The 24391-nt window shown below is 60.4% G+C and carries 27 protein-coding genes and 1 pseudogene; 16 read left to right on the top strand and 12 right to left on the bottom strand.

Annotation, left to right across the window (positions count from 1 at the left end; translation table 11 throughout):
* The first annotated feature begins 384 nt into the window (after positions 1-384).
* Positions 385-1158 (top strand): hypothetical protein, encoded by a 774-nt coding sequence (locus ACIQTW_RS21290; protein WP_402941359.1) that lies wholly within the window; start codon positions 385-387, stop codon positions 1156-1158.
* A gap of 349 nt (positions 1159-1507) precedes the next feature.
* Here ACIQTW_RS21290 and ACIQTW_RS21285 read toward each other — a convergent pair whose 3' ends face one another.
* The 3 genes from ACIQTW_RS21285 to ACIQTW_RS21275 form a co-directional block, all read right to left on the bottom strand.
* Positions 1508-1813 (bottom strand): hypothetical protein, encoded by a 306-nt coding sequence (locus tag ACIQTW_RS21285; RefSeq protein WP_402941358.1) that lies wholly within the window; start codon positions 1811-1813, stop codon positions 1508-1510.
* Entirely contained in the window at positions 1794-2132 is a 339-nt protein-coding gene (locus tag ACIQTW_RS21280; RefSeq protein WP_402941355.1) for a hypothetical protein, read from the bottom strand. The genes ACIQTW_RS21285 and ACIQTW_RS21280 overlap by 20 nt, the downstream gene beginning before the upstream one ends.
* Positions 2133-2256: 124 nt before the next feature.
* Complete coding sequence (locus ACIQTW_RS21275) at positions 2257-3270, bottom strand: ATP-dependent DNA ligase (protein ID WP_402941352.1); 1014 nt, start codon at positions 3268-3270, stop codon at positions 2257-2259.
* Between the two features lie 764 nt (positions 3271-4034).
* Between ACIQTW_RS21275 and ACIQTW_RS21270 the strand changes: the two genes are divergently transcribed.
* From ACIQTW_RS21270 to ACIQTW_RS21220, 11 genes are all read left to right on the top strand, one after another.
* Positions 4035-4643 (top strand): DUF6349 family protein, encoded by a 609-nt coding sequence (locus ACIQTW_RS21270; RefSeq protein WP_402941349.1) that lies wholly within the window; start codon positions 4035-4037, stop codon positions 4641-4643.
* Between the two features lie 157 nt (positions 4644-4800).
* The gene (gene nrdH, locus ACIQTW_RS21265; RefSeq protein WP_402941346.1) at positions 4801-5034 is read left to right on the top strand and encodes a glutaredoxin-like protein NrdH; all 234 of its coding nucleotides are present in this window, start codon (positions 4801-4803) and stop codon (positions 5032-5034) included.
* Between the two features lie 75 nt (positions 5035-5109).
* A complete protein-coding gene (locus ACIQTW_RS21260; RefSeq protein ID WP_402941344.1) occupies positions 5110-5736 on the top strand; it encodes a hypothetical protein in 627 nt (208 codons plus the stop codon).
* A gap of 63 nt (positions 5737-5799) precedes the next feature.
* Positions 5800-5946: a hypothetical protein gene (locus ACIQTW_RS21255; protein ID WP_402941342.1), complete on the top strand. Its 147-nt coding sequence runs from the start codon at positions 5800-5802 to the stop codon at positions 5944-5946.
* 5 nt (positions 5947-5951) lie between these two features.
* Complete coding sequence (locus tag ACIQTW_RS21250) at positions 5952-6239, top strand: hypothetical protein (protein ID WP_402941339.1); 288 nt, start codon at positions 5952-5954, stop codon at positions 6237-6239.
* Between the two features lie 20 nt (positions 6240-6259).
* Complete coding sequence (locus ACIQTW_RS21245) at positions 6260-6769, top strand: single-stranded DNA-binding protein (protein WP_402941336.1); 510 nt, start codon at positions 6260-6262, stop codon at positions 6767-6769.
* 69 nt (positions 6770-6838) lie between these two features.
* The gene (locus tag ACIQTW_RS21240) at positions 6839-7267 is read left to right on the top strand and encodes an ABC transporter ATP-binding protein (protein WP_402941334.1); all 429 of its coding nucleotides are present in this window, start codon (positions 6839-6841) and stop codon (positions 7265-7267) included.
* Positions 7258-8148 carry a hypothetical protein gene (locus ACIQTW_RS21235; protein ID WP_402941331.1) on the top strand — a complete coding sequence of 297 codons (891 nt, stop codon included), beginning with the start codon at positions 7258-7260 and terminating at the stop codon, positions 8146-8148. The genes ACIQTW_RS21240 and ACIQTW_RS21235 overlap by 10 nt, the downstream gene beginning before the upstream one ends.
* Positions 8149-8446: 298 nt before the next feature.
* The gene (locus tag ACIQTW_RS21230; protein ID WP_402941329.1) at positions 8447-8803 is read left to right on the top strand and encodes a transcriptional regulator; all 357 of its coding nucleotides are present in this window, start codon (positions 8447-8449) and stop codon (positions 8801-8803) included.
* Positions 8803-9657, top strand: a complete 855-nt coding sequence (locus ACIQTW_RS21225; protein WP_402941327.1) for a nucleotidyl transferase AbiEii/AbiGii toxin family protein — start codon at positions 8803-8805, stop codon at positions 9655-9657. Before ACIQTW_RS21230 ends, ACIQTW_RS21225 begins: the two co-directional genes overlap by 1 nt.
* On the top strand, positions 9654-10232 hold the full coding sequence (locus tag ACIQTW_RS21220) for a recombinase family protein (protein WP_402941324.1): 579 nt from the start codon (positions 9654-9656) through the stop codon (positions 10230-10232). The genes ACIQTW_RS21225 and ACIQTW_RS21220 overlap by 4 nt, the downstream gene beginning before the upstream one ends.
* A 222-nt stretch (positions 10233-10454) precedes the next feature.
* Here the strand turns inward: ACIQTW_RS21220 and ACIQTW_RS21215 are convergent, their stop codons facing one another.
* A complete protein-coding gene (locus ACIQTW_RS21215) occupies positions 10455-11159 on the bottom strand; it encodes a hypothetical protein (RefSeq protein WP_402941322.1) in 705 nt (234 codons plus the stop codon).
* Positions 11160-11676: 517 nt separating this feature from the next.
* Positions 11677-11967 carry a hypothetical protein gene (locus ACIQTW_RS21210; RefSeq protein WP_402941319.1) on the bottom strand — a complete coding sequence of 97 codons (291 nt, stop codon included), beginning with the start codon at positions 11965-11967 and terminating at the stop codon, positions 11677-11679.
* A 249-nt stretch (positions 11968-12216) separates the two neighbouring features.
* On the opposite strand from ACIQTW_RS21210, the gene ACIQTW_RS21205 reads away from it, so the two are divergent.
* The 4 genes from ACIQTW_RS21205 to ACIQTW_RS21190 all read left to right on the top strand — a co-directional run bounded on the left by ACIQTW_RS21205 (position 12217) and on the right by ACIQTW_RS21190 (position 15620).
* Positions 12217-12609 (top strand): plasmid mobilization protein, encoded by a 393-nt coding sequence (locus ACIQTW_RS21205; RefSeq protein WP_402941317.1) that lies wholly within the window; start codon positions 12217-12219, stop codon positions 12607-12609.
* On the top strand, positions 12606-14237 hold the full coding sequence (locus ACIQTW_RS21200) for a relaxase/mobilization nuclease domain-containing protein (RefSeq protein WP_402941314.1): 1632 nt from the start codon (positions 12606-12608) through the stop codon (positions 14235-14237). The genes ACIQTW_RS21205 and ACIQTW_RS21200 overlap by 4 nt, the downstream gene beginning before the upstream one ends.
* A 155-nt stretch (positions 14238-14392) precedes the next feature.
* The gene (locus tag ACIQTW_RS21195; protein WP_402941311.1) at positions 14393-14887 is read left to right on the top strand and encodes a Pycsar system effector family protein; all 495 of its coding nucleotides are present in this window, start codon (positions 14393-14395) and stop codon (positions 14885-14887) included.
* A gap of 1 nt (position 14888) precedes the next feature.
* Positions 14889-15620 (top strand): adenylate/guanylate cyclase domain-containing protein, encoded by a 732-nt coding sequence (locus tag ACIQTW_RS21190; RefSeq protein ID WP_402941308.1) that lies wholly within the window; start codon positions 14889-14891, stop codon positions 15618-15620.
* 109 nt (positions 15621-15729) lie between these two features.
* Here ACIQTW_RS21190 and ACIQTW_RS21185 read toward each other — a convergent pair whose 3' ends face one another.
* The 7 genes and pseudogenes from ACIQTW_RS21185 to ACIQTW_RS21155 form a co-directional block, all read right to left on the bottom strand.
* The gene (locus ACIQTW_RS21185) at positions 15730-16419 is read right to left on the bottom strand and encodes a hypothetical protein (protein ID WP_402941305.1); all 690 of its coding nucleotides are present in this window, start codon (positions 16417-16419) and stop codon (positions 15730-15732) included.
* A gap of 32 nt (positions 16420-16451) precedes the next feature.
* The gene (locus tag ACIQTW_RS21180; protein WP_402941302.1) at positions 16452-17834 is read right to left on the bottom strand and encodes a hypothetical protein; all 1383 of its coding nucleotides are present in this window, start codon (positions 17832-17834) and stop codon (positions 16452-16454) included.
* A 4-nt stretch (positions 17835-17838) separates the two neighbouring features.
* Positions 17839-18690, bottom strand: coding sequence for a DUF4913 domain-containing protein (locus tag ACIQTW_RS21175; protein ID WP_402941299.1), 852 nt, complete (start codon positions 18688-18690; stop codon positions 17839-17841).
* Positions 18683-20551 carry a type IV secretory system conjugative DNA transfer family protein gene (locus ACIQTW_RS21170; protein ID WP_402941296.1) on the bottom strand — a complete coding sequence of 623 codons (1869 nt, stop codon included), beginning with the start codon at positions 20549-20551 and terminating at the stop codon, positions 18683-18685. Before ACIQTW_RS21170 ends, ACIQTW_RS21175 begins: the two co-directional genes overlap by 8 nt.
* Entirely contained in the window at positions 20535-22154 is a 1620-nt protein-coding gene (locus tag ACIQTW_RS21165) for an ATP/GTP-binding protein (RefSeq protein ID WP_402941293.1), read from the bottom strand. The genes ACIQTW_RS21170 and ACIQTW_RS21165 overlap by 17 nt, the downstream gene beginning before the upstream one ends.
* Entirely contained in the window at positions 22154-23659 is a 1506-nt protein-coding gene (locus ACIQTW_RS21160) for an SCO6880 family protein (protein WP_402941290.1), read from the bottom strand. Before ACIQTW_RS21160 ends, ACIQTW_RS21165 begins: the two co-directional genes overlap by 1 nt.
* A gap of 2 nt (positions 23660-23661) precedes the next feature.
* Positions 23662-24391, bottom strand: a pseudogene (locus tag ACIQTW_RS21155) (hypothetical protein); the annotation flags it as partial.

The following is a 24391-nucleotide window of genomic DNA, read 5'->3' as shown; positions in this document are numbered from 1 at the left end:
GTCCCTTTCGGACGGGGAGGTCAGCTGCAGAAGCGCTGCGCGCCCTGTGGGGTGCTCCTCGACAACCGTCGTAGCGCTTGGCGGGACGACAGCGGCAGGAGCACCCGCAGAGGCGCTCCATGCCCAGCGCGGAGCCGTCCAGGGGTCTTGGGGGCGCAAATGGTCACTTCCCGGCAAACTATTTCAAGTCGCACTGGTGGTCACGGCCCATGTCATGGACGAGCAGCGCAAACGCCAGTTGGCGTTTTGGCATTGTTATCGGGTGTTTGGATCGGTAATTGTATGTGGAATTTTTTATCGGATGTTGTATAGCATCCGCTGAGACTGCAGTTCAGCGAATCCAGCTCTCCCTTTCGCCATGCTTTTTAGTGCTTAGATCAAGCCATGGAAAAGCACCTCACAGAGCTTCAAGACAAGTCGATCCAAGCCCTCCTGGACGACTCCAAGCGGAAGAAAAACGTTCCTATCAGGACTGACTTCGTTCAGATCCAAAAGGACAACACGCCCGGGCCGCTCGGCGAGCTCATCAACTCAAGCAACGGCAGATCACTGGACTTGTACCTCCTTCACCGCCTCGCAGCGTCAGCGCCGCCATGGGACACCAAGCGCGATGCCGCTGTGTGGTCTCGGGCAATGGGCCTCGGGGATGGAGCCTACGGAAAGGATGCCGTGTCGAGGTGCTGGGCCAAACTTGCTGACCGGAGGCTCATCCTTCGTGAGCGGGAGTCAAAGCAGGCAAAGATCACAACCCTCCACGAAAACGGAGAAGGGGATCCATACACGGCTCCTTCGGGCAAGTATTTCACCCTGCCCTTGGAGTACTGGTCAGAAAACTGGTACCGAGAACTCACTGTCCAGGGAAAGGCCGTTCTTCTCATCGCGCGATCTCTCCGTCCCGGCTTCTACCTGCCAGGGCGGCTGGTAAAGAAGTGGTACGGATTTTCTCCGGATGTCCTTACAACCGGACTCAAGGACCTCCGGAAACACGAACTTATCACGTCCAAAAACCGGACTTGGGAAGACTACGGAACAGCGCAGATCACCTTTACAGAGCCTCACTACACACTGAGAGCGCCGTTCGACAAGCCATCCAAGGGACAGATCGACCTGAGCCAAATCATCAAAACCTCTGGCATTTTCACAGTGAAGAGGGGGTGATACTTGTGGAAGAAACGCGACCTGAGAAACGGAAAGCCGAGACCGTCCACCTGTGGGTCAACACAGCTAGTGTGATGGTCTCGGCCCTGATCCCCGTGGTTTGGGACTTCATTAGCGGAATCGCAAACTAATCTCCTAGTCAACACGTGGGGGATCGGTCCAGTTGACGCTGACGATCCTCCACGTCCGCAATGGTGATTCTACGCAGACATCCACCGCGCCGGTTCGGGATGCTCACGCACGACAGAGAGTCTTTCACGGACCTGCTCCAGTCTGGGCAGCTGGAACTCTTCGCGGAGCCGCTCCCACATCGGCTCCGGAATGAGGGAGTGGTGCAAGTCAGTCGGCACTAGCTGATGGATTCCAGCAGCCATCTGTCGGCCGCGGGATCGAGGCGGAGCAGAAAGGTTCGCAGGGCCGAATTCGCGGAGAGTTTGACCTGCACTCTCCAGAACTCGATGTCCACGATGTTCCCGACGCCTACCGGCGCCGTCTGTCGACGCTCCCACCAGGAGTCCCGCTCGAACCAGTGAACCGGTTCTTCCGTGATTACCCAGAGCCGGCCCTCATGCCTGACGGCCAACGGCCGCCCTGTTGGGCTGAACCGGACGTCAACCTCGACGTTGAGGGTGGTTTCATTCGCTGTTGCTGTCACGGTTTACGCGCTCTCCTAGATTCCTGCCCATTGCTTCTCCACGGCGGGTAACCGCCGAGGCCCACACCCATGTCCGGTACGTCAAAGGCCCGTCCTTCCACGTCACTTCCGCAGCCCGTTCCGTCCAGGCGAACACTTCGCCCTCCACCAGCTCAGCGCAGTTCGGGAACCGTAGCCACGCACGCACCGGGATCCCCGGATACCCGTTGCGCAAAGGGAAGTTCTTGAAATCAAGCTCTTCCAAAGTGAGCCCGAACGGCTGCGCACGCTTGGAATACCTCGCGTGTAGCGCCTTGGCCTGCTCCGGATTCACTACCACACCACTAGAATATATGTTCGAATCGACACGAAAGAAAAAACGGCCGGTTGGCCGCTGATTCCAGTGTGGGGGAGGGGTACGACAGGATTATCCATCACCGGAATCCGCGGACGGCTTTCAGGACTTACCGGCCTTTGATGTGCGGTGGCAGTTCCACATCGGCAGGGTCCAATTCAGGCCGGGAACGCCTGAAGGCCAAAGGATGCCGGAATGACTTACCGGACCATGCAACGTCGGCCGCCACCTCGACTACGAACGGTTCAACCAGCGTCAGGCGCACCGGGCCCCTTTCCTTGCTGAATCTATTCAGAGAGGCTTCGCTGATTTCTTCGGGCCACGGGTGCCCAGGCCGCGCCGAGCGAAGCTGACGACCCAGTTCACGTCCTACCCGCGTCGAAAGGACCGTGGAGCGGCCGACGATCCGCAACTGCCCATCGACCGGCAATCCGGCGATGATCGCCTGCGGCTGACTCAGCGGACCAATGACGGCCGCGCAGACCACATCCAAAGTGTCTTTATGCTTCAATTTGAGCCACGAACGAGACGAGTCATAGGACTGCGATCCGCCCTTGAAAACCAGCCCTTCCACCCCGATGGATGGCAAGTCCCGTAACCAGGTCTTCGCCAGTTCCACATCCGTGGTGGCAGGGGAGAGGTTCAACGGCGCTGTCCATTCCCGTGCCAGTTCCTCAAGCAGCTGGCGGCGTCCGCTGAACGGAACACCGCGAACGTCCTGCCCGGCAACGGCCAGCACGTCAAAGGCCGCAAACGCAGCCGGCAACTCACGGACCAACTCAGGCAAAGCAGCCCGCGAGGTGACCATGCGCCGCTGCAGCGCCTCAAAGTCCAGACGATCCCCGTTCCAAACCACGGCTTCGCCGTCAAGGACCACACCGGGCGGCACCTGCACCAGCAAAGCCTCGACCAGATCAGGCAGCACCTTCGTCAACTCTTTGCCTTGACGGGAGTACAGCCTCACCTGATCAGTTTCGACAAGGGCTATCGCCCTAAACCCATCCCATTTGGGCTCCATCCAAAGCCCGCCCGGTAGCGCGCCCTGACCAGGGAAGGACTTGATGAGTTTGGCCAGAGCAACGGCAACCGGTGGTTGGAGTGCTGGTGGAATGGACTCGGACACGGATGGCCTGTTACCGGCTGGCCCTAGCGGGCCGGGCCGCCCTTAGGATCATCTTCTGCAATGAGCTTATGGATGCTCCTGAACGTATCAGCCATGGCCCGCATCGCTTGAGGGTCTTCTGCCCAATGCTGCCCGTCCCTACTGCAGGCGCGGAATGAGGTTACGCCCGATTCCTCCATAGCCCGCCGCAGTTCCACCCGCGCAGCCGCCACATCAACCGGATCAACCGGCGCAGGCGGCTTAGGCCCAACGGTGGCGGATAGCGGCGCCATGACCGCCGCTGGGGTTGCGGCGACGGTCCGGCGCCTGCTCATGAAATTCCGTAGTCCCACAACTGAATCCTTTCCTTCTCTGATCAACATAGCTTCCATGCGGCCGAGTTTCCCATGGTCCAAGACGTGGCGTTGCCGTCGCACTTTGGGTAGCGGGCTGGCTTCTTTTCAGCCTTGACGACACACAGTGGTGGTGCGGGGCAGGGGAGTGCGGGCACAGGAACCACGAGTGCGGGAAGTGTTCTCAAGCGGCAGGGGGGATTTGCGTAGGGGTACTCCCTGCGATCACCCAAGACCCGCCACCCAGCCCACACCAGAAACGACAAAAAACCCGCGCAGATATTGGCCTCGACGGCAGGAAACACCTTGATCGTATAGTATCACCGTAGTATCATTATAGTATCGCAAGGATATGAAAAAGGGTGGGCTCTGCGGACACAGAACCCACCCGGCCAAGCGACTCTCATCCCTACGCAATAAGGAGATAGGACCATGACAGCAATAGACGTGCTGACCGGCCAGCTTGACCTTCTAACCCTACTGGAACTCGAAACCAAGCCAACGGCCCCTCTTCACTTCACTGTCGGCCACTACCACCCCGACGAGCTGGACGAGGCGTACAGTTACCGGGCCAAAAGCGAAGGCATCCTCGGAGTATCCAACTGGAGCCGTCAGTGGAATGAATGGCGGACGGGCCGGAACGTAGCAGCCGGCTCACCTCACCGGACCTTCACCTACGGGGCTGATCTTCGATGCAATGAGCACTGGCGCAACCCGCAATGCCAATGCCTGGGCGAACTGCTCTACCGCGTCTACTGCCATGACTGTGACTGGTGGAGCGGTATCCATAACAACGAGAACAGCGCCGTGGAAGACATGCTGAACCACTGCTGGCCCGGATGGCAGGAGCTGCCGCTGGTCACGGCAACCATGAAGCCCAACGGCGGATACAAGTACAAAATCCCCGAGGACTACCCCACGGAATGGCAATACCCCGGCGCACCAGTGAGGACTCTCAGGGAGCCGATGGGCAGTCGGCACGTTCCCGGACGCAGCCCATGGGGCGGCTACGACATCGGAGTCATCAACAGCACCAAGTAGACGGGGAGAAGGCGGGGTCGAAAGACTCCGCCTCTCCTATTTTTCCCGGAAAACATCCTAAAAACCTAGATCGAGTAGTATCATCGTGATACTATAGTAGTATCAAGTCAAGCAGACGAACGAAACCAGAACCGACGCCACGATGGAGCTGAGACAGATGACGATCACCGTTTACACCAAGCCGGGTTGCGTACAGTGCGATGCCACCGAGCGGGCCATGGACAAGAAAGGCATCGGGCACCTGACCGTTGACATCACCAAGGATCCCGAAGCGCTGGAACGCATCAAGGCACTCGGATACATGCAAGCCCCCGTCATCGTCACCGACCACGACCACTGGTCCGGATTCCGGCCAGACAAGATCGAGGAACTGGCCCAGCTGGCCGCTTAGCCCCAACAACCAAACCTGCTAAAGCTGCGGACACAGCACCAGCAGGAACAACCCTTCCTACGCAAGGAGAACACCATGAAGAACCAGAGCACCCTGACAGCCGGCACCAGCGCCACCATGGCCACTGACACGCTGGACGTGACCATCACCGTCCGCGAATCCTTTGAACTCCGAGCCAACGTCACCATCAGCCGCGACGGCTTGGAGTCCTGGGTCCAGGCACACTACGACAGCCCCGAGATCACCACCGCAAGACTGCACCAGTACATCGACGTCATGCACGGCTCGGGGATGCTCCCCTCAATCACCGCCAAGACCTACGGACGCGAGCACGAAGTGACGGACGTTGAGCCGCAGGTCTTCGACCGCCGAGCAATCGACTCAGGCATCTACGGCGACCAGCACGCAGAAACGCTGCTCAAAGCCAACCCCATCCTCGTTTGCGGCAAGCAGCTGCCGGAACTGCACGACATTGACGACCACCACGTCGCAGCTGTCTACCGCGACCCCAGCAACGAAGACCTGACCACCCGGCTCATCATGGACGAAAAGGGCTCCCTGAGCGGACTGGAAATCTGGGAAGACCGCCAGCGCACCCCGGAAGTGCACGCAGCGTTCCGCTCAGGTTCGGACTGGACCGACGTCGAAGGTTCAGGAATCTGGGAAGACCTCCTCGCCGCAGGAATCCCCACCGCCGACTAACGAACCACCCGGTACCCGGACGACACAAGCCCCGGGTACCGGGCCACCAACTTGGAGGACATCATGACTATCTGGTTCGCCGTCTACGACTCCCACCAGGGCAAGACCAAGATCAAAGCAACCACCACCGAGGACGAGCTGCACACATGGCTCGAAAACCACACCCACTCGTTCCGCGAAGTACGCCAAATCGGCACCACCGAAGTCTAGGAACCATGGCACGCAACAGCAGCTTCCCGTCCAAGATCACCGGATACCTCGAACCACCACAAGGGCGACCGGACCCCGACGAACCACTCCGATGCAACTTCTCCGGCTGGTCAGCCCACGGCAACTCCACCGTCTTTGAGATGCGCGAGTTCTACTCCCAGCCCGAATACGCTGAGGAAGGCAAGCCCATCAGCGGAGACCAGACACAGCGCTTCCTCGTCGTGGAACAAGGGGAGGGGTGGCCGACGTACGGCGATATTCCCGACATCAAACCACGAAACGCACTGTTCTAAACCGAGAGAAAGGCGCCATCATGTCCGGCGAAACCACGATTACCGTCATAGGCAACCTAACTACGGACCCAGAGCTCAGATTCACCCCCAGTGGATCCGCGGTGGCTAATTTCACCATTGCTTCCACACCCCGGACCTTTGACCGTCAGAGCAACGAATGGAAAGACGGGGAGACGTTGTTCCTTCGGGCCAGCGTCTGGCGTGAAGCCGCAGAGAACGTCGCTGAGTCCCTGACCAAAGGTACCCGAGTCATTGTCAGCGGGCGGCTGAAATCACGCTCCTACGAGACCAAAGAGGGCGAGAAGCGCACCGTCATAGAACTGGAAGTAGACGAGATCGGCCCCAGCCTCCGCTACGCCAACGCCAAGGTCAACCGAACCCAACGCTCCAGCGGAAACGGGCAAACGGGCGGCGGCTCCGGCAACAGTAACACTGCCGCTACAGCTCCACAGGATGACCCGTGGGCCACCCCGCAGACCACGAGTGGCGGCAGCTGGGGCAACGGCCCGGACTCCGAGCCACCCTTCTAACCCTTAGGGTGTCGGGGCCAGTCACTAAGCTGACCCCGACACCACTACTTGTCACGAAGGACTCACACCATGACACACACAGAGGACCTTCGCCGTTGGGCGAAGGGCATGTACGGACTGGAAGCCGCAACGGAGTTGTTGATTCGCGCTTTCAACGGCAAGTTTGCAGCTCCCGGCAACCCATGGATATACACAAGAGGCACCACGCCTGAGGGCCATGCGGAAATGGCCTACATCGACTTCGAATCCCTCCCTGACCAAATAGGGGCGCTCTCTGGGGGAGAACAGAGATTGCTCCAGTTGGCAGCCTCTCTGGCCGGAGAAGTACACGTGGTCTTGGGTGACGTTCTTAGCGGACTGGACCGGCAAAACCTCGAACTGGTGCTGGCAGCAACCGCACACGCAGGCGGGAGCCATGAACACTCAGGAATGACCCTCCACGAAGACGGCACACCCAAAGCCTTCACTCACCTGACCACGCTGTATCCATGGCCGTAGACAACCGTCCCATCTGGGACAGTCTGGTTGCCGAAGCCCAATTCGCGACAGAACTAGCCCTGACCGGTCTGCGGCGATTGTGTTCCGTACCTACGGAACCTGATGTGGGCGGCCGGAGATCAAATGATCGGAACTACTCCCTTCACGTCGGAATGTACTCCTACTCGTCTGGGCTTGAGCGCCTATGCAAGCTAGCTATCGCCTGCAACAACTACGCCGCTAACGGTGAGTTTCCCAAACTCAGAAAGTACAACCACAAGATCGGAAAACTACTCGACGCCGTGGAGGAGCTGATCCCGTCCGGGCCCGGCACCACCATGCATAAGGCGAAGTACCTCACCAGACCGCAGGATGACCTAGATCCCGATCTGACAAAGATGGTCGAACGGTTTGCCAACGGCGACGGGCGGTACGAGTACTTGGACTCTCTCTGGAAGGACAAACCAGAGGTCAGTACCTTCAATGAATGGTCCGCGCTGGTTGCGAAAGTCTCAGTTCCGGAGGAGGTACGCGACCTAATTGCCCTCAAGGATGCCATGGTTTACGCCATAGAAGCGGAGCTGGCCGACGCCGGACTGGAATCGTCCTCCCAGAGAGTCCGGGAGGACTTAGCCCTTCCAACATACGTGCCATCTGTTGGCGTGACCCTGAAGCTGTACCGTAAGGTCCGCTGGGTGGCGGCAATTCTTGATGTTGCCACGTATTACACAAGTCCCGGCATCCCAATTCTGGGCGAGGTTGTCTCTCCGACCCTTACCCAAACGACCGTGAATTTCTTCAGGTATGAAATCGCCCGCATATCGGATGAGGAACCTGTCACAGAGGAGTTGCAGGAAGTGTACAAGCGAATCCTAAAACGTGAGGCAGAGGAAGATGCCTAGGGCTACTCATGGGGGCCTAGGGCCACGAAGGAAACGTCGAGCGCTACGCGCCAGATGAGATCGAGCCGTTCGACGGTTGATCCTTGACGTGCACGGAATCGGTCGTATTCGTGCATGCCCCACAACGCCCCGGGCAAGTTTTCCCTGCCCCTGCCGCTTCGCGGAAACTCACCATCGGATTTTGCACGAAACGCTGCACGGAACCACAGCATGAACACCAGCTAGCTGTGTTGAGTTTCGTGCACACTTGCTAACCTGAGCCCAGCGGCAACCGACGCCGTACCAACAGGAGAGACCAATGCCCACCCTCAAGCCCAGGAACGCGGGCACCCACTCCAACGAACCACGAGTCCTCATACGTGACGTGATCCCGTACGAGGTGACCGAAAGCCTTGATGCCCTGCAGGGGCCGGGGGAGGGCATCCTGACGCTTCCACAGCACGTCTACTGGGGACCGCAGGCAGAGTGCGATCTGGGACATCCCGAAGACGTGTACAAGGCATATCAGGCGATACTGCGCGAAGGCACGCGAGCAGACCAAGAGCAGCTGCTCAACGCCGACCTATTGATGAAGGTATGGAGCGAGTTGATGCTGCCCGTCCGCGTCCGTGACTTGTGGGAGAACAAGTTCCCCCAGCTGGCGCAGCACTCCTAATGCCGGGCCTCGAATACCAGCGTGATGTCACTCGTCTAGCGCTTGAAGCCTTGGCCAGCGGCGGTTTCGCTTTGGCAGGCTCCGGCGCGATCCGCGAACACGGCATCATCGACCGCCCCACGATAGACATAGACCTCTTCACCTCCGTCACCAGCACCGACGCTTTCGCACTGGCTACACAACGACTAGCGGCCGCCATGCGAGCAAGCGGCCTCGAGGTAGCAGAGCGCCGCAATGCCCCGCAGTTCGCAAATTTCTCCGTCACTTCACCGACTGGCCAAACAGTCGAAGTGGACCTTGGCGTCGACTGGCGCGCAGCCGAACCTGTCACCCTGTCTGTCGGCCCGGTCCTGAGTCTTGAGGACGCTGTAGGGAGCAAAGTCGTCGCCGTCTACAGCAGGGCCGAAGTCCGCGACTACCTTGACCTCGACGCCATCAGGCAGTCCGGCAAGTTCACTGACAACCAGCTGCTCGACCTCGCGGTCGACCGCGACCCCGGTTTCGACGTCGCAATGTTCGCCGGCCAACTCGAACAGATCAACAGAATCACCAGCACCAGGCGTGTAGAGGAATACGGTGTGGGGGAGCAGGAGCTGGCACAGCTCAAAGCGCGGTTGAGCGGCTGGGCAGATGAGCTGCGCACCAACCCGCCGACACTTGGCCGGGATCCGATCCAGAAGGACCAGGAACAGTCCGTGGCCATGGATCCCGGAATGGAACAGGTCATGAAACTGGTGCATGCCTCCTACCCGGTATCGGCACGCGACGCCTTGCGCCCGCCAGCCGAAGGGCCGGCCGCAGAAACCGGGCAACCAGAGAAGCGTCAGGGACGGCACCCGGGCAGGAATCTGTGACAACGAACCTCGTGGGTTATGCCCGCGTCAGCACCGCCGAGCAGAACCCCCAGCTGCAGCACGATGCACTAGAACACGTCGGAGTGATCAGGACCTTCACCGATTACGCGTCCGGTTCCTCGCAGGACCGTCCAGCGTGGCAGGAGTGTTTGGAGTTCCTGCAGCCGGGCAACGTGTTGGTGGTTTGGAAACTGGATCGCGTCGGACGATCCACCGCAGACCTCGCGCGCATAGTGACAGAACTGGGCCAGCGCGGCATCCAGTTCAAGTCACTGACCGAGAGCTTCCTGGACACGACGACCGCCGATGGCAGACTCATCTTCCACATCTTCTCGGCACTGGCTGAACATGAACGCAGCAGGATGCTGGAACGCACCCGCGCCGGACTTGAAGCGGCACGTAAACGCGGCCGCGTCGGCGGACGGCCGTCCACTATGACAGCAGCCAAGATCAACGCTGCCCGCACGATGCACGCCGAAAAAACACCCATAGTGGAGATCGCCCAAGCGCTGGGTGTCGGACGCATGAGCGTCAGCCGCGCGTTGGCGAAAGAGCGAACCTCGAAATCCGACTAAGCCCCTCGACCACATGTGCACGGCAAAAGCTAGATCCTTCGGGCTTTTCCCGCACACATGTGGACGACGGGACCCAGCTGACCGCCTGCACACAACCACCACGTCACCACCGGGGCAAAAGGTCACCAGAGCAAGCGGTGGTCATGCACAGCCTAGTGATGTTGGGGATGAGGCCGGCGCAGTTTTCGATGGTTCCATCTGCTGGGGCTTTGGCCCTGCCCGCTATTCGAACGGAAATGGCTTGTCCGTACCCGGGCATTCAGGCAGGTTTGGCGTCCCTTTCCACTGGCTGGCAAACGATCTCGGTGTGTCCTTGGCTGCGCAATATTGCCTCTGCTTTGCGTTCTCTTTCTCTAGCCGAAGAACGGCCTTGTTCGCCGGGAAGTAGCCAACCAAGGAGTCATCAGATTCAGCAACTACGTAGACCAGGTGATCAGTCCCCGCCACTCGGATGCGCTCCTTAGGAAGCCACATATCTGTTGAATAGAAGAAAAAGATCGACAGGATAATCACCACTCCAAAGACCACACGAAGATAGTTTGCTCCATGCTTCAGGCGACCGCTTACGAAAGCTTGAATCATGGCATACAGCGGAATGATCACAGCGCAGGAGTCAAACATCAACAGGGTTGGGGCGGCCACCGCAGCAGCGAGTGCGAGCAGTGGCGGCCAGATCATAAAGCTATGGGAGTGGTGCTCTGGGTTGCCCCTCTTACTCATTCTGCCCGCTTGGTAAATCAGAACGAGGGCGACGGCCAGCCCGATACCTGGTGCCACGATGAGTAACATCTGTATCGCCGTCGCTGAGGAGGTACCAGCGACAATGGCAGCGGCCACCTGTGCATCCATGCCGACCAGCAAAAGAACCTTGAGTGCGAAGGCGAATGCACCAACGCCGACAGCGATGGTTACGTATTTCAGCAGCACTGTTCCCAGATCACTCAGTGACAGCGGACTAGCAGTGTGCTGTTCGGTTGGCCTTTGAGCGACGGCAGGGTTTGGGGGACTGTCCGGTGACGGTTTCTCTACAGGCATTCGGGTTTCTGTCGTTTCTGGTGTGGGCTGGGTGGTGTTTCTTGGGTGATCGCAGGGAGTACCTCGACGTGAATCCCCCTGCCGTCTGAGAACTGTTCCTGCACTGATGGTTCCTGTGCCAGCACGTCCCCGGCCCCGCGCGACCAGTGTGTGTCGTCAAGGCTGAAAAGAAGCCGGCCCCGTTCCCATGGTGCGACGGCAACGCCACGTCTTGGACCATGGGAAACAAGACCGGGCGGTGACCGATATCGGAAGGAGGCTGCGCACGGCCACCGCTTGCTCTGGTGACGTTTTGCCCCGGTGGTGACGTGGTGGTTGTGTGCAGGCGGTCGGCTGGGTCCCGTCGTCCACATGTGTGCGGGAAAAGCCCGAAGGATTTAGCTTTTGCCGTGCCCATGTGGGCGAGGGGTTAGGAGGTCTGGCCGGAATCTTCGCGCTGGCTCTTGGCGCGGCGCGGGCGGCCGCCGACATTCTTTGGGTTGGGTTCGATACCGAAGCCTTTGAGGTCCGCGTCAGTCCAGCCGTGGGTGGCTGCTTGACGGTGCAGCTGGCTTAGGTTTCGTTCGGACTCTGCGAGTGTTTCGCGTGCAGCGCGGAATGTCTCGGAGGCTGTTGCGATGTCGCGGATGAATGCGATTCGTGCTTCGCGGTCGGCGTCGAGTTTGCGGGCGGCGGCTTCTTCGATCTGGTGGATGTTCATGTCTTCATCCTAGCGAAGTGGCGGGTAGAGGCCCAGTGCATGGTGCCTCGCTGCATAACTGACGGTTTTCCGTGCCCAGGGCAGAGGTTACAAAACCATGCATAGCCTTCCAGGAGGAGCAAGCTATACATTTACCCATGGGTAAATGGCTTTTCCGCTCGACCTGCGGCCGCTCCTCTGTCACACTGGAGTGTGAGTCCCCGAGGTTTCGGGGTCGCTGCGCTGGGCATGTGAAGGGATGTTTAGGGAATGGGTGACGCACCTAAGGCAGGTCGCCTTGGTAAGTCTCGCCGTGACAATGTTCCCGGTGGACGCACCCGCAAGGTCGAGGTGTACGTCACCGACGAAGAAAAGGCCGCCTTGGCTGCCCGTGCCATCCAGCAGAACGTCTCTGTTCCCCGTCTGCTGTTTGATTCGGCCTTCTCCGAATCGGGAGAAACGGCCACGGATCGCCGCAATGTTGCGGTGGAGTTGTTGGGCATCCGCACTCTGCTTGGTGCCATCTCCAACAACATCAACCAGATCGCCAGGCACGCGAATGCCACGGGAGAATTCCCGGATGACGCAGCAGCCGCCGTGGACGCTGCACGACGACTGATGGTGCGTATTGATAATGCGGTTGTGACGGTAATGCGGCCATGATGCCGAACATCACCAAGGGCACCAAGATGGTCGGCCTGATCATGTACCTCGCGGGCCCGGGCCGGTCCAATGAACACACGGGCATGCGGCTCATTACGGCATCGGATGCCATTGTCAGTGTCGAGCGTGGTGCTGCGTTGAACGCAGAGAACGCCAAGACGTTGGCACACGAAATGGACATACCGAAAGCTGTCTTCGCTGCCGACTCTGCGAGCAAGCATGTCTTCCATGTATCGCTAAGTTTGAAGGCCGACGAAGGCTCCCTAACGGATGAGCAATGGGCTGGTATCGCTCAGGACTTTGCCGAGGAAATGGGATTCACCGGAAGCGACGGTAAGCCACCGTGCCGCTGGGTGGCCATTCACCACGGCGTGAGCAAAGCCGGTAACGACCACATCCATATGGCTGTGTCCATGATCCGCGAGGACGGCACCAAATGGAGCCAGCACAACGACCAGCCACGCTCACAGAAGGTCTGCGCCGCGCTGGAGGAAAAGTACGGGCTCCGTGTCGGACGCGGTGAGCACGCCGAACGTGGATACCACCCCAAGGAACAGGAAGCTGCACGCGCCCAGGGACTGGCAGAACTGCCACGCGAGACGCTGCAGCGCAGCGTCCGAGCAGCCAGTACCGCGAGCATTGACGAGGCTGAATTCGTGCGCCGTCTGCGCGGCACAGGCGTTCTCATCCGCCCGCGTTTCGCCAAGGACAGCACGACAGTAGTCGAGGGCTACTCCGTAGCGTTGAAACCTGCCAACCGTGCTGAAAAGCCGGTCTGGTTCGGGGGTGGAAAGCTCGCCAGAGACTTGACCCTGCCACGACTGCGTTCGGGTTGGGATGGGTCGCAGGAAGCCGCCGACGCTGCAGCCCTTGAGTGGCAAGCAGTAGCCCAGGGACAACGCATTGCCTCACCGGGCAGGGAAGCCCTGCAGCCGACAGCGGAACAGTGGGAGAAGTACACGGCCGAGGTTGGTTCGCTGTACGAGCGGATCAAGACCGTACCGGTTGACGACCCGGCCATGTGGGCGCAGGTAGCCCGGGAAACGTCGGGAGCGTTTGCTGCGTGGAGTCTTCGGACGGAGGCCGTGCCGGGGCCGCTGGCCGACACCGCTAAGGCGTTGTCCCGGACCGCTCAATTGCGCCGCTTCCCAACCAAGACGGAGCGCGCTCCTTTACCGAGTGCCAAAGGTGCAGGGATGCTGTTGATGCAGTCCGCTGTTGGCCCCTCGACGACGGCAGGGGAAGCGTTATTGCTTGCTCAACTCCGGAACACCATGAGAGCAATTCACGACATGCACAAGGCGTCCGGCAGGCTCTCGGATGCTGAACGCGTACGCGTCGCTGCCATGGACCGGTTGCGGGAAGTTAAGGCCCGCATCGATGGGGCAATCCCCAACCCGACACAACCAGTCGTGGTGCACGAGACCGCCCCTGCGACGTCGAAATGGATCACGGCCGCAGAGAGTAGGCCGGGCACCGGCCTCCCGGAGGATCTGGACCAAGTTAAGTTCCTTGCAGGCGTAAGCCGCCCGCCGCAGAAGCCAACGCAGACCCCAGCCAAACCGACCACTTCAAGCGAGTCCGCCAAACCTGTCGACAAGTCACGGGACAAAGGTAGGAGGCGCTAGTTTCAGGCGCTTGAGTTGTGCAACGTAAGGTACTTCCAGCGAGAAGACGGCCGTACTACCGAAATGGAATCACAGTGAAACGGGCCCCGTGGGCAACCAAAAGAGCGTCAGCAGCTGGGGATGTTGAGCCACAGCCCGACCAAGCATGGAAGGCATTGGCTGTCACCAACGAGTGGGTGAGACACGCGGACACAAAGACCGGGGTGACTTTGGCCTTCGTGGGAGCGACGGTGACGGCGCTGTTCACGATCGTTAAGGACGAGGATCAGTGGACCTGCCTTTTGAGGACTGTAGTTGGTCTGTCTGCCCTGGCTCTGGTGTGCGCGGTTGGCTTTGCATACGCGGCGCTATTCCCTAGGACCAAAGGACGGCTGCCGAATGGGGAGGAAACCGACGAAGACGCAGTGAACCTCCTGTTCTTCGGAGACATTGCCGGGCACTACTCGAAGGACCGCCCAAGCTATTTGCAAGTGTTGTCACTCCTTACCAGTGACCCCACTCGGCTTACACGCCAAGTAGCGGCTCAGATTCATGAGAACGCACACATAGCATCAGCGAAGTTCAGGTACGTGAACAGGGCGATCATCGCGGAACTTGTGGCTGTCGGTGTCACGGTGACAGTCGCTGTCGTCGCTACGGCAGGATGGTGACGTGGACGGAAACTACAAGTTCTACTCATACACTTCAAGCGCAGCGCGGATTGATGAAATCCTGAATCAACCGACAGGCCAGTTCGAGGAAAAGGACAACTTCCCGGACCGTGACAAGCTGACCTACACCAATGGCGTCTATGGCAAATGCACGGCAATCTTCGTTGACATTCGCGACTCCTCAGGCCTCACGGAGAAGCACAAGAGACCAGCGCTGGCCAAGATCTACAGGTCGTTCATATCCGAAATGGTTGCGGTCCTAAACAGCTCCCGGCTGGTCAGGGAAGTCAACATAGTCGGAGACTGCGTATGGGCGGTCTACAGCACTCCCTTGCAAAGCGACATCGATGATTTGTTTACCCTCGTTTGTACCGCGAACACTCTGAAGAAGCTCCTCAATGCCAAGCTCATCAAAAAGGAACTGACACCTTTGAAGCTGGGTATAGGAGTGGACTACGGTCGGGCGCTGATGATCAAGGCCGGCTACAGCGGTAGCGGTATCAACGACGTGATCTACATGGGCGACGTGGTGAACCGCGCTGCTCACTTGGCGAACAAAGCCGGCCGACGTTACAGAGATTCTATTTGGGTAGGCAGCTGGTTCGCTGAAAACCTCAACGAGCACAACACCAAAATACTGAGTTCAAGCTACGAAACAGGTCTTAGTAAGGTCTACAAATGCGATGCAGTAGTTTCACCCATGGACGAGTGGATTGACGAAAACTTCAGCTAGCAATGATGTCCTCGTGGGAGATTCACCCACGCAAGCAGGGGCCGTACTTTCACCAAGTGCGGCCCCTGCTTGAGTGGGTCTCGTGTTAGATGCTGGCTAGTTGTTCGGGTCAGACAACGTCGAGCCAAGCCGTGGTGTAGTCGCCGGCACTCATGAACGTCGCGAATTTCTGTTTAGAGGATGAGACCTCGGCAGGTACCTCGGCGTGCGTAACGATGACCATGAGGCCTCCCCAGTCCTTTATCGCGCTGAGAGCCTGAGGAGGCATGTCAGCTTCGTACCCCATTCCTAGAGGGATGAGATCGAAGGCCACAGCGTCACCGATCCACCGAGCTTTCCAATTGGGATTGGAAGGTGTCCCCATCGAGAGTTCGCCGGGTTTGGAAAGGCCTTGGGACAAGTACCACTCGTTCAGGCTGGACGGCCACTCCTGGATGTAAGGGCTGAATGCGAAGCCGTCCACGCTGGGGTTCAGTATGGCAACGGCGACCAGCCGGGGCTTCTGAAACGCAGTTCCTCCGACAGGCACTAGTCCCCCGGAGGTCATCCAGGTCATTTCCGTGAGTGTGGAGGCTGCCATCGGTGTGGCAGTTGTCGGCTGGCAAGTGGCGTGGCGTGCCCACACATGGGGGATGAAACCATCCGTTGATGCGTCCAGCCGGACTTTCTGCCCACTGGTGAGCTGCTTCCCGCAGGCTCTGCAGTCTCCCCCTGCATGGATGGAGTTGCGCATATCCTCAGCAAGATCGTGCCCGAAAAAGGCGTCAAGGCTGGGGTCTTTAATTACGTCAAGTCGCATCAGAGGCGTCCCTTCGTGAGCAGCGGCACCATTTAGCGGCCGCCTTTGCTGATCTGGTGGGCGCGGGGGATGTTGGTGTTCTTCCGGGCTTTGGTGGCGCTGGGCGCCGGCCCTTTTACAGCGGCCGTTGGGTGGGTACCTTGGCTGACGTCAGCGAGGATTCGGGCGTCGACGGTGGCTTCGTCGGCTTTGCCGTGGAGTGTGCGGGCGAAGTCTTCGCGGCGGTCTGCGGTGTCCCAGTTCTCTGCGGCCAGGGCGTCGGCTTTGGCTGCTTCTTTCGCGTACCACGCAGCGTCATCTGCGGCGGGACCGGTCTCCATTTCCAACGGAATCATGTCCCTAAGATCCTCAGCGCGTACAGCTGCAGCGTCACCGTCCAAACGTGAACCGGTTGCGGCCGCTTCCTTGAAGTAGGCTGCGGAGCGCAGATCATCGGCGCGGGAGAAGTCTGGCTTCGCTGCCGGTGCGGGAGCGCCTGTCGTGGTGCGCCAATGGCGGATCAGGCGTTCGTCGTCGCCGCGCTCATCTGCAATGCTGTCGGCAAAGTTCCGTCGCTGCTGCCAGTCAGCGAAGTACTCGGGCTGGTGCTCTGCCGCCCACTGGCTGGCCTGCTTCAGATCGCTTTGGAGTTGAGCCTGCGCTTGAGCTGGCTGAGCCCCGGTCGAAGTTTCGGCGGGCTTGGTGGTTGCGGCTTGCCATTGACGGATCAACTCGTTTTCGCCGGACCGTGTAGCCTCCACCGTGTCCGTGAAGCCCTGGCGTTGGTTCCACTCGGCATAGAGCCGGGGCTCTTCCTCTGCTGCCCATTCAATGGCCTGCTTTAGCTGAACTTGGTGCTCGTCTTGGTCCTGTGCCGCTTGTGGCTTGTTACGTTCGGCGTGGGCTTGGCCTTCGGGGCTGGAGAGAAATGAGGACACGAGTTGATTGTTCAGACGCTCACGGTCGCGGCTGTTGGCGTTGATTATTGACCGGGTGTGGGCACTGTCCAGGAGCGGGTCCTTCTCCACCGCCCACTGCTTTGCATAAAGCAGAGTCGTGAGTTGTTCCGGTTCGGTGCCAGTGACGATTACGCCGCGCTTTGCCAGCTGCTCGTCCATGACTGTGCCGATCTTTGCGATGTCTGCGTCTTCCCTAGCCCACGCCGTGGCGGACTGGTAGGCAGCTCCGATCTGTTCAGGGGTAGCCGTGTCCCACCATCGGTCTTCTGCTACCGGGGCGAGGGCCACACGGGCGGCGTTGCGCTCCGCATCGAACCGCGCGAGGGCTTCGCGGCCTTCCTGCTCGCTGCGGGAGCGTGCTTGCTCAATGTGCTGCTGACGGGCCCGGGCTGCTTGCTCACCGATCCTGGCAGCGAACATCAGTGCCTGTCGCAGGAGGTCATCGAAGATTTCGTTGATGCCGTCTGATTCGTTCATGGCCTTACTCCTCTGTCTCATTTACTGATGGGCGTACATCGGGGAACAGCTCAGCTGGAGGGGAAACGGTGCGGAATGCTTTGATGCCGTCGGGGGCTTGGGCGTGGCCCCCGGTCAGGCTGCAGCCATCGAAGGGGCCTTTACCGTCCAGCAGGATGGGCAGGTGATGGTCGAGATGGTCCTTCATGAAGACGCTCATGCCGGTCTTGCCGTCGAGTCGGAGGTGTTCCCATGCCCGCCACAGTGCCTCGAAGCGGATGATCGCTTCGGCGTGACGCCACCATTCCGGGCACCACGTGGTGTGGTTTCCGTTGACGGTAATTTCACGCCGGTACATGGGCACCAGGTACTCCTCGACCCATTGGGCGGTGGAGCCGAACACCAGTTCCGGTTCTGGTTCCTCTTCACCGTCCGATGTCGCGTCAGCTGCACTCGGTCCTGTTGGGGTGTCAGCTGCTGCAGGTTCGGGAGTCGCGGCCGTGAACACACCGGAGGCGAACATCTCGGAGATCCAGTCCTCTATGGCGCGGAATGACCAGAGAGGGGTACGGCCCCAGACAAGGGGTTTGGGTGCCTCACCGTGGGCGACGAGCGTCCGGAACGTGCTGACGGACATTTTCTCGGAACGGTCACCAATGAGGGCAACGACGTCGGCGGCCGCGAGCTGGAAGTCCTCGACTTCCTCAGCGTCCTGATCGCTCGTGCTGGCGGGAGCCTCCTCGGAGTCCTTGTCCGGAAGAACCTCTTCTTGAGAAGCGGAGAGGGCCGGTTCAGACTGGTCTTCCGAGACAGGTTCGGCAGTTTCTGCCGGGGGCAGGTCCGACCAGGCGTCCATGGGGTCGTGGTTCTCAGTCATTGCCGGCCGCCGTGATCCAGCGCGAAGCCTCAGCAACAACCGGGGTTGCTGCGGGGGCTTGGGCTTTGTAGGCGACGACGACGGGGTTGGTGTCGGCGTCTTTGCGTTCGAGGATGGCTGCGGTCATTTCTTTGCTCTTCTCCGAGGGGTCGTAGAGGTTCAGTGAGAGCCATACCGAGTCAGCGTGGGGACCGTCCTTCCACTGCTGGGTCTTGATCAGCGTGGCCGGTGCGCCGGAACGCTTGACCACGGCGCGACCAATGGGAAGGGCAGAGAGGTCAGCGACGGTGAGGATGCTTTCCTTGCCGCCGTCAGGGTTCACCGAGCGGGACTGGCCGGTCTTCGATGAGCTCGTGGAGACGGTGTCGTAGGTGTACTCACCGATCAGGGACGAGAACTGACGCAGGAAGCCTTCTTCGTCGATGCCGGAGCCGATGACTTTCACGGAGCTGGCGGAGTAAATCTTCCGCATGCCCTTCTCTCCCCACAGTTCCTCGCCTTGGGAGTAGGACTGCAGGTAGGCCTCGGGGATGATGCCCTTGGATCCGTAGTGGCTGTATTTGTCCGGCAGGTCTTTCCAGGGGCAGACGTTGGCGATTTCATCCAAGGGGAGCATCAACGGTACGGCGAGCCTGCGTCCGGGCTGTGTCATGGCGTATTCCTCAGCCGCGTCCGCGACAGCGACTGTGAGCGCCGTGGTGAGCGCGGCGGCGGAGCCGCCGCCTTCCTTGGACAGCACGTACAGGGTGTCCTTGGCGGAGCGGACGAAGTCCTCGGGGCTGAACTGCGGCCGCGAGTCCGATTCCGAGAGCGGGTTGACCCACTGCAGGGTGCTTACGAATTTGAGGGTCTGGACCATGGCTTTGGCGGTACCGACAACGCCGTCACGCTGCGCCGGTTCGTACTGCAGCTGAGCCTCAAGGGATGAGGCGTAGGCGGCGTAGATGCCGTTCTCTTGCTCGCGGAGCAACCTGCTGGGTTCGGTGGGCTTGCCCTGGTTGATCCAGTCGTAGACGATGCTGATCGGCTTGTTACCGATCGCGGCCGCGAGGAACAGGGACGTGAGCATGTCCTTGCCCTCGTTGTCGAAGTAGGCGTCTCCGGTGACGTTCGGGCCACGGCCGGCGACCATGAAGATTTCGGCCAGCTTCATAGCTCGTTCGTCATTGCGGACGTAGGACAGCGGGTTCCACCACCACGTGGCGGGATCGCCGCTGATCTTTTGCGGGTCGAAGGCCCAGATTTGGCCGGTGACCGACCGCGCAAGGCGGGTAGCGTCAATGACGTCCGGCTTGTTGGAGGTCGTCAGCACGGCACCGGGCGCGTCCAGGACGCGGGGAATGACCTGTGTGGAGGACTTGCCTTGACGGGGACCCCAGATTTGCAGGACCACTGATTCGAAATCTGCGTAGACCTTTTGCATCCCGGCGATGGTGACGCCGATGAACGCGCCGATGGAGCCCTTTACACCGAACCTGGCTGCCGAGGCGGCCACGGACTTGTGGGTGATCTGTGAGATGTCTTTCCCGCGTCCCATCAAGGCTGCCTTGTGATCCACACGGCTACGGCCCTTGCGGGACCGCATCACCAACCGGAGAACCAGCACGGCGACAAGCAGGATCAGGACCGCCGTCACGACGGCCACGACCGTGGACATGGTGGACCAGCCGACCTTGCCGCCCACCAGCAGGAACGGTGTTCCGAAGGGGTTGGCCGGGAGCTTCTGGCCGTCACCGCTGAGCATGGACCCGCCGTAGATTCCGGCGTCCAGGACGCCGATGATGATTACGCACAGGCCAAGGAGCGCGAAGCCGGCCTTTTGGCCGGACGTGATCGTGTTCCCTTTACGCTGCTGCATCATGGTCGGTCTCCTCAACGTCGGCGTCAGCGATTCCCAGCTGGCGCTCGATCTCTTCCGGTGTCAGGCCTTCCTTACGCAGCGCCTCCCAGCGCTGGTTGGTGTCAGCCACCCGGTCTTCAACAGAAGTCAGTCGAGTCTCGACCGGGATCCCCGGCCCCTGCCCGAGCTTGATCAGGAACTTCCCGCGACCGTACGGCGCCTGCTTGCCGCCACGGGAGGTGATCTTCTTTGAGTCCGACCATGAAACGATCCGCTGTCGTTCGGCGCGGGTCATGTTTCGGAGGTTCTGTACGGCGTCCATCTCGGACCGGCCAAGGCCGCCCATGACGATCATGGAGCAGCGTTCAGCGAAGCCCTGTGCCTTCTTGCGGTCAGCTTCGTCGGCTACGGCGTCGAAGTCTTTGAGGGTGTGGGAGATCATCATCTGTCCGATGCCTTGGTGCCGGTTCAGGCGGGTCAGTGAGTCGGCCCGGTCCACGATGCCGCGTCCGATCCGGAGGGCACGCCAGAGTTCGTCGAGGACGATGTTGTAGTTCCGCCGCGGTTCCAGTCCGGCGTCCGCGAGGACTTGGGAGACCTTCACGGCGGCGAACCCTGTTGACCAGGACGCGAGCATCGCCGCTGCCTGCTGCTCAGGCAGGGTGTCATCGATAGCGGAGAGATCGAAGACGCAGGACCGCGTGATGTCCATCTGGTCCTCTTTGCGGGTGTGGCGGGAGAACATTCCGCCGATGGTGCTGCCGTCCGCGATGCCGTTCAAAGATTTCTGCAGAGCGTCGGTGGAGTTGGCGTATCGTTCGTCTTCTCCACGGTCGAGTACGGCGTTGCGGATGGCCTCGGGTCGGTCAGCGATCACCTGAGCGAGGTCCTTGATCAGCGGCACACCGTCGAAGCGGTCGAAGAGAATCCGCAGTGCTTTGTCCAAGACGATGGTTTCTTCCTCCGTGATGGAAGAACCACGGGCGATGGTCAGCAGCGCCATGAGCAAGGACTTTCGGTGGTAGTGCGCTTCTGTCAGGACTTCCTGACGTGCACCACCGGTGAGCCGTTCGGCGGCGCGCATGGCGATGTGAGAATCGAGCACGTTCAGGTAGCCACGGTCGTTACCGAGCCTGATTACCTTGCCGCCCATCATGCGGGTGCGGAGCACGTGTTCGCCCTTCACATCTCCCAAGGTCATGGACAGCACACCGAAGGCATCCAGGCCCATCATGATCTTGCCGACCAGGGTGGACTTGCCCAAGGCCGGGTTGGACATGAAGTACGCGCTGGGGTTGGGAATCAAGCCGCGCTGGTAGGCGGTGAAGTGATCCAACCCGACGATGTTTCCGGTCAGGAGGTTCGAGCCAAGGGGCACACCGGCCAGCGGTGAGCCTGCCCCGGACGAGAACGGGTAGAGGCCGCAGACCTGCCGGGATGATCCACGGTATTCGGCGGGAAGGTCGATGTAGGACGCGTGCCCGCCACCGGGCAGCGCGTACCCGCGCTTGGAGGGGGCGATGTATGCCCGCCGTCCTGCCTTGCGGATCCGCTCGACGTCCGGGAGTTGAGGAGCCACTTCCAAAGCGTCGTCATTCTTGGTGAAGAGGGAACGGAATTTCATTAGATAGCCTCTCGAACGCGGGCAGGAACTGCGACGTAATCAGGAAGCACCAGGCCAAGGGGCAAAGACGCGGCGAAAGCAACGTCCTGTGAGCCGTAGGCCGGGCGAATGATCAGCTGCGCCGTACCGGCAAGGTCCTCAATTTCGTAGGAGGCTGCACGGGCGTCAGAAGAGCGCATCACGGTTGCGGTGATGACCATGCCGAAGTTGATCAAGGACGCGTCCTTGGCGACTTCCCGCGCTGTCTGTTCGGCAGAGGCCAGCTCTGCAGCTGCACGGTAGCTCGGACGTTTAGTAGCTGATGCACGGACCTTGGCGGCGTTCACGTCCGCCTCGGCCACGTCCATGGCCGAACCGGCCGAAACCGGACGGTACAGGAATGTCACGCGCTTGCGGTTAACGTCCGGGCTGGGAGTCAGCAGGTCCTCGAAGACGTTTGAGAAGACCACACCACGTGGGGCGACGGACATCACCCAGGACTTGGAGAAACCAGATGCATGCCGGTACCACTCCCAGCCGGCATCGTGAGCCACAGGACCGGCGTTATCCCAGCTCACCGGAGGAGTGACGCCTTGGCTGTGGGCTGCGTCGAAGTGTTCCGCGAGCATTGGGTCATAGGCGCTCATGACAACCTCGGTGAGCGTTTGCGCGGTGACCGGATGTGCATCTCCGGCACCGCACACCTCCAAATGCTCTGTGAATTTGCCTAGACGCGAGCCAAGATCAAGTCCGATGTCCTCGATCTTGCGGTTCCGTTCCGCTCCCGGACGCCACGTCGTGAACGTCAACGCGATGTAAGCGCGCGTCACGGCTGACTGCTGAGGGAATTTGACCTTTACTTCCTCCATCATTTCCCGGGAGGCAGGTGAAGCAGAGTCGGCCATGTTCGAGTCGATCTCATGCCGGAGACGTACTCCGTAGTCGGGCGCGGTCTCCACCGTGACCGACGCGGCAACGATGTCGGAAGTCTTGGACAGACCCGAGAGCCATGCTCCCCAGTTTGCGACGTAGGCATCGATATTCTCCCGGTCATCCAAAGCAAGGCCGGTAGGTTCCACTTCGATGACAACGCTGACGTGATTCGTTGCGGGCATGTGCAGCAGCGCAAAGGGTCGCATGAAGCTGTCCTGGAATTCGTGCAACTCCGAGGTAGCCAGCAGGCCCGGCAGCCGGCACTTGCCCGTGGGGACGTGTCCTACAGGGCCGGAACGGTAGATATTCCGACGGGACTTGGAGGAGCGGTTGAACAGTCGGCGGCCAATGATTCGCTGGCTCATGGAGAGCCCGTGCTTATCGCGCACAGTCAGAGCAGCGAAGGCCAGACCAAGAATGACCAGGGCAGCAGCGCCGCCTAGGGCTCCGGTGAAGCGGAACAAGATGATGACGACCAACAGGCCGCCGATCAGCAGTCCGGTTTCCAGTGATCCCAGCTTGCCGATGCCACCAGTGCGGGGCTTGCGCCAGTTTCCGTAGGTTGGTTCGGTGTAAATAGTCGGTTCGCTCATGCTTATCCTTTGCTTCCGGACGGGCCGTCGCCCGTAGATGACTCAGCCGCGCTCTTCGCGGCTTCCGTGCCCTTCTTGGCGACCTGTGTCGCGACCGCGATTCCGGCACCCACTGGCCCTGCAGCTGCAGCAGCTCCGCCACCAGCAGCTGCGCCAGCGCCAGCTCCCCCACCAGCAGCTGCACCAGTGCCAGCTCCGCCACCGGCAGCTCCTGCACCCGCCGTTGCTGCGCCTGCACCCGCCGCAGGAGCTGCAGCCGTCGAGGTTCCAGCAGTAGAGGCCCCCTTGGCGGGTGTGCTTCCTCCGCCACTCGGGTTGGACTTGGAACCCGTCTCCGTGGAGCCCTTGGGGCCCTTCTCCCCTGCAGCACCCGGAGAGCTGGAAGAGGACTGGTGCCCGCCTGAGCGGCTACCACCGGAGAAGCTGCCCTTGTTGATCGCGCCCGTGGCCAATGAACCGGCCATAGCTCCGAACGCTGCACCACCGCCGCCGCCACCGGCAACGGCACCGACCATAGGAGTGACAAAACGCATCAAGGCAGGCAAGGCAATCAAGGCGATGAACATCAGGCCGAGACCAGCAAGGATCTTTACGCCGCCCGTTCCGTCGTCATCCTTGCCAAAGAAGTTGGCACCGGTGAGCTTGAACGCCGTTGCATAGATCAACGCAGCCGCTGGCTTGTACAAGACGAAAGCGATGATCCAGCCCACGCAACGCTGGAACCACTGACGG

This window comes from Paenarthrobacter sp. NPDC090517, assembly GCF_044769165.1.
Taxonomy (GTDB): Bacteria; Actinomycetota; Actinomycetes; order Actinomycetales; family Micrococcaceae; genus Arthrobacter.
The sequence above is the reverse complement of the archived record's forward strand: the minus strand, read 5'-3'. Positions and strand labels throughout refer to the sequence as shown.

Excerpts from the sequence above, each read along its gene's own strand:
- ACIQTW_RS21290 (WP_402941359.1), top strand. The coding sequence starts at position 385 with ATGGAAAAGCACCTCACAGAGCTTCAAGACAAGTCGATCCAAGCCCTC.
- ACIQTW_RS21270 (WP_402941349.1), top strand. The coding sequence starts at position 4,035 with ATGACAGCAATAGACGTGCTGACCGGCCAGCTTGACCTTCTAACCCTA.
- nrdH (WP_402941346.1), top strand. The coding sequence starts at position 4,801 with ATGACGATCACCGTTTACACCAAGCCGGGTTGCGTACAGTGCGATGCC.
- ACIQTW_RS21260 (WP_402941344.1), top strand. The coding sequence starts at position 5,110 with ATGAAGAACCAGAGCACCCTGACAGCCGGCACCAGCGCCACCATGGCC.
- ACIQTW_RS21255 (WP_402941342.1), top strand. The coding sequence starts at position 5,800 with ATGACTATCTGGTTCGCCGTCTACGACTCCCACCAGGGCAAGACCAAG.
- ACIQTW_RS21250 (WP_402941339.1), top strand. The coding sequence starts at position 5,952 with ATGGCACGCAACAGCAGCTTCCCGTCCAAGATCACCGGATACCTCGAA.
- ACIQTW_RS21245 (WP_402941336.1), top strand. The coding sequence starts at position 6,260 with ATGTCCGGCGAAACCACGATTACCGTCATAGGCAACCTAACTACGGAC.
- ACIQTW_RS21240 (WP_402941334.1), top strand. The coding sequence starts at position 6,839 with ATGACACACACAGAGGACCTTCGCCGTTGGGCGAAGGGCATGTACGGA.
- ACIQTW_RS21235 (WP_402941331.1), top strand. The coding sequence starts at position 7,258 with ATGGCCGTAGACAACCGTCCCATCTGGGACAGTCTGGTTGCCGAAGCC.
- ACIQTW_RS21230 (WP_402941329.1), top strand. The coding sequence starts at position 8,447 with ATGCCCACCCTCAAGCCCAGGAACGCGGGCACCCACTCCAACGAACCA.
- ACIQTW_RS21225 (WP_402941327.1), top strand. The coding sequence starts at position 8,803 with ATGCCGGGCCTCGAATACCAGCGTGATGTCACTCGTCTAGCGCTTGAA.
- ACIQTW_RS21210 (WP_402941319.1), bottom strand. The coding sequence starts at position 11,967 with ATGAACATCCACCAGATCGAAGAAGCCGCCGCCCGCAAACTCGACGCC.
- ACIQTW_RS21205 (WP_402941317.1), top strand. The coding sequence starts at position 12,217 with ATGGGTGACGCACCTAAGGCAGGTCGCCTTGGTAAGTCTCGCCGTGAC.
- ACIQTW_RS21200 (WP_402941314.1), top strand. The coding sequence starts at position 12,606 with ATGATGCCGAACATCACCAAGGGCACCAAGATGGTCGGCCTGATCATG.
- ACIQTW_RS21185 (WP_402941305.1), bottom strand. The coding sequence starts at position 16,419 with ATGCGACTTGACGTAATTAAAGACCCCAGCCTTGACGCCTTTTTCGGG.
- ACIQTW_RS21180 (WP_402941302.1), bottom strand. The coding sequence starts at position 17,834 with ATGAACGAATCAGACGGCATCAACGAAATCTTCGATGACCTCCTGCGA.
- ACIQTW_RS21175 (WP_402941299.1), bottom strand. The coding sequence starts at position 18,690 with ATGACTGAGAACCACGACCCCATGGACGCCTGGTCGGACCTGCCCCCG.
- ACIQTW_RS21170 (WP_402941296.1), bottom strand. The coding sequence starts at position 20,551 with ATGATGCAGCAGCGTAAAGGGAACACGATCACGTCCGGCCAAAAGGCC.
- ACIQTW_RS21165 (WP_402941293.1), bottom strand. The coding sequence starts at position 22,154 with ATGAAATTCCGTTCCCTCTTCACCAAGAATGACGACGCTTTGGAAGTG.
- ACIQTW_RS21160 (WP_402941290.1), bottom strand. The coding sequence starts at position 23,659 with ATGAGCGAACCGACTATTTACACCGAACCAACCTACGGAAACTGGCGC.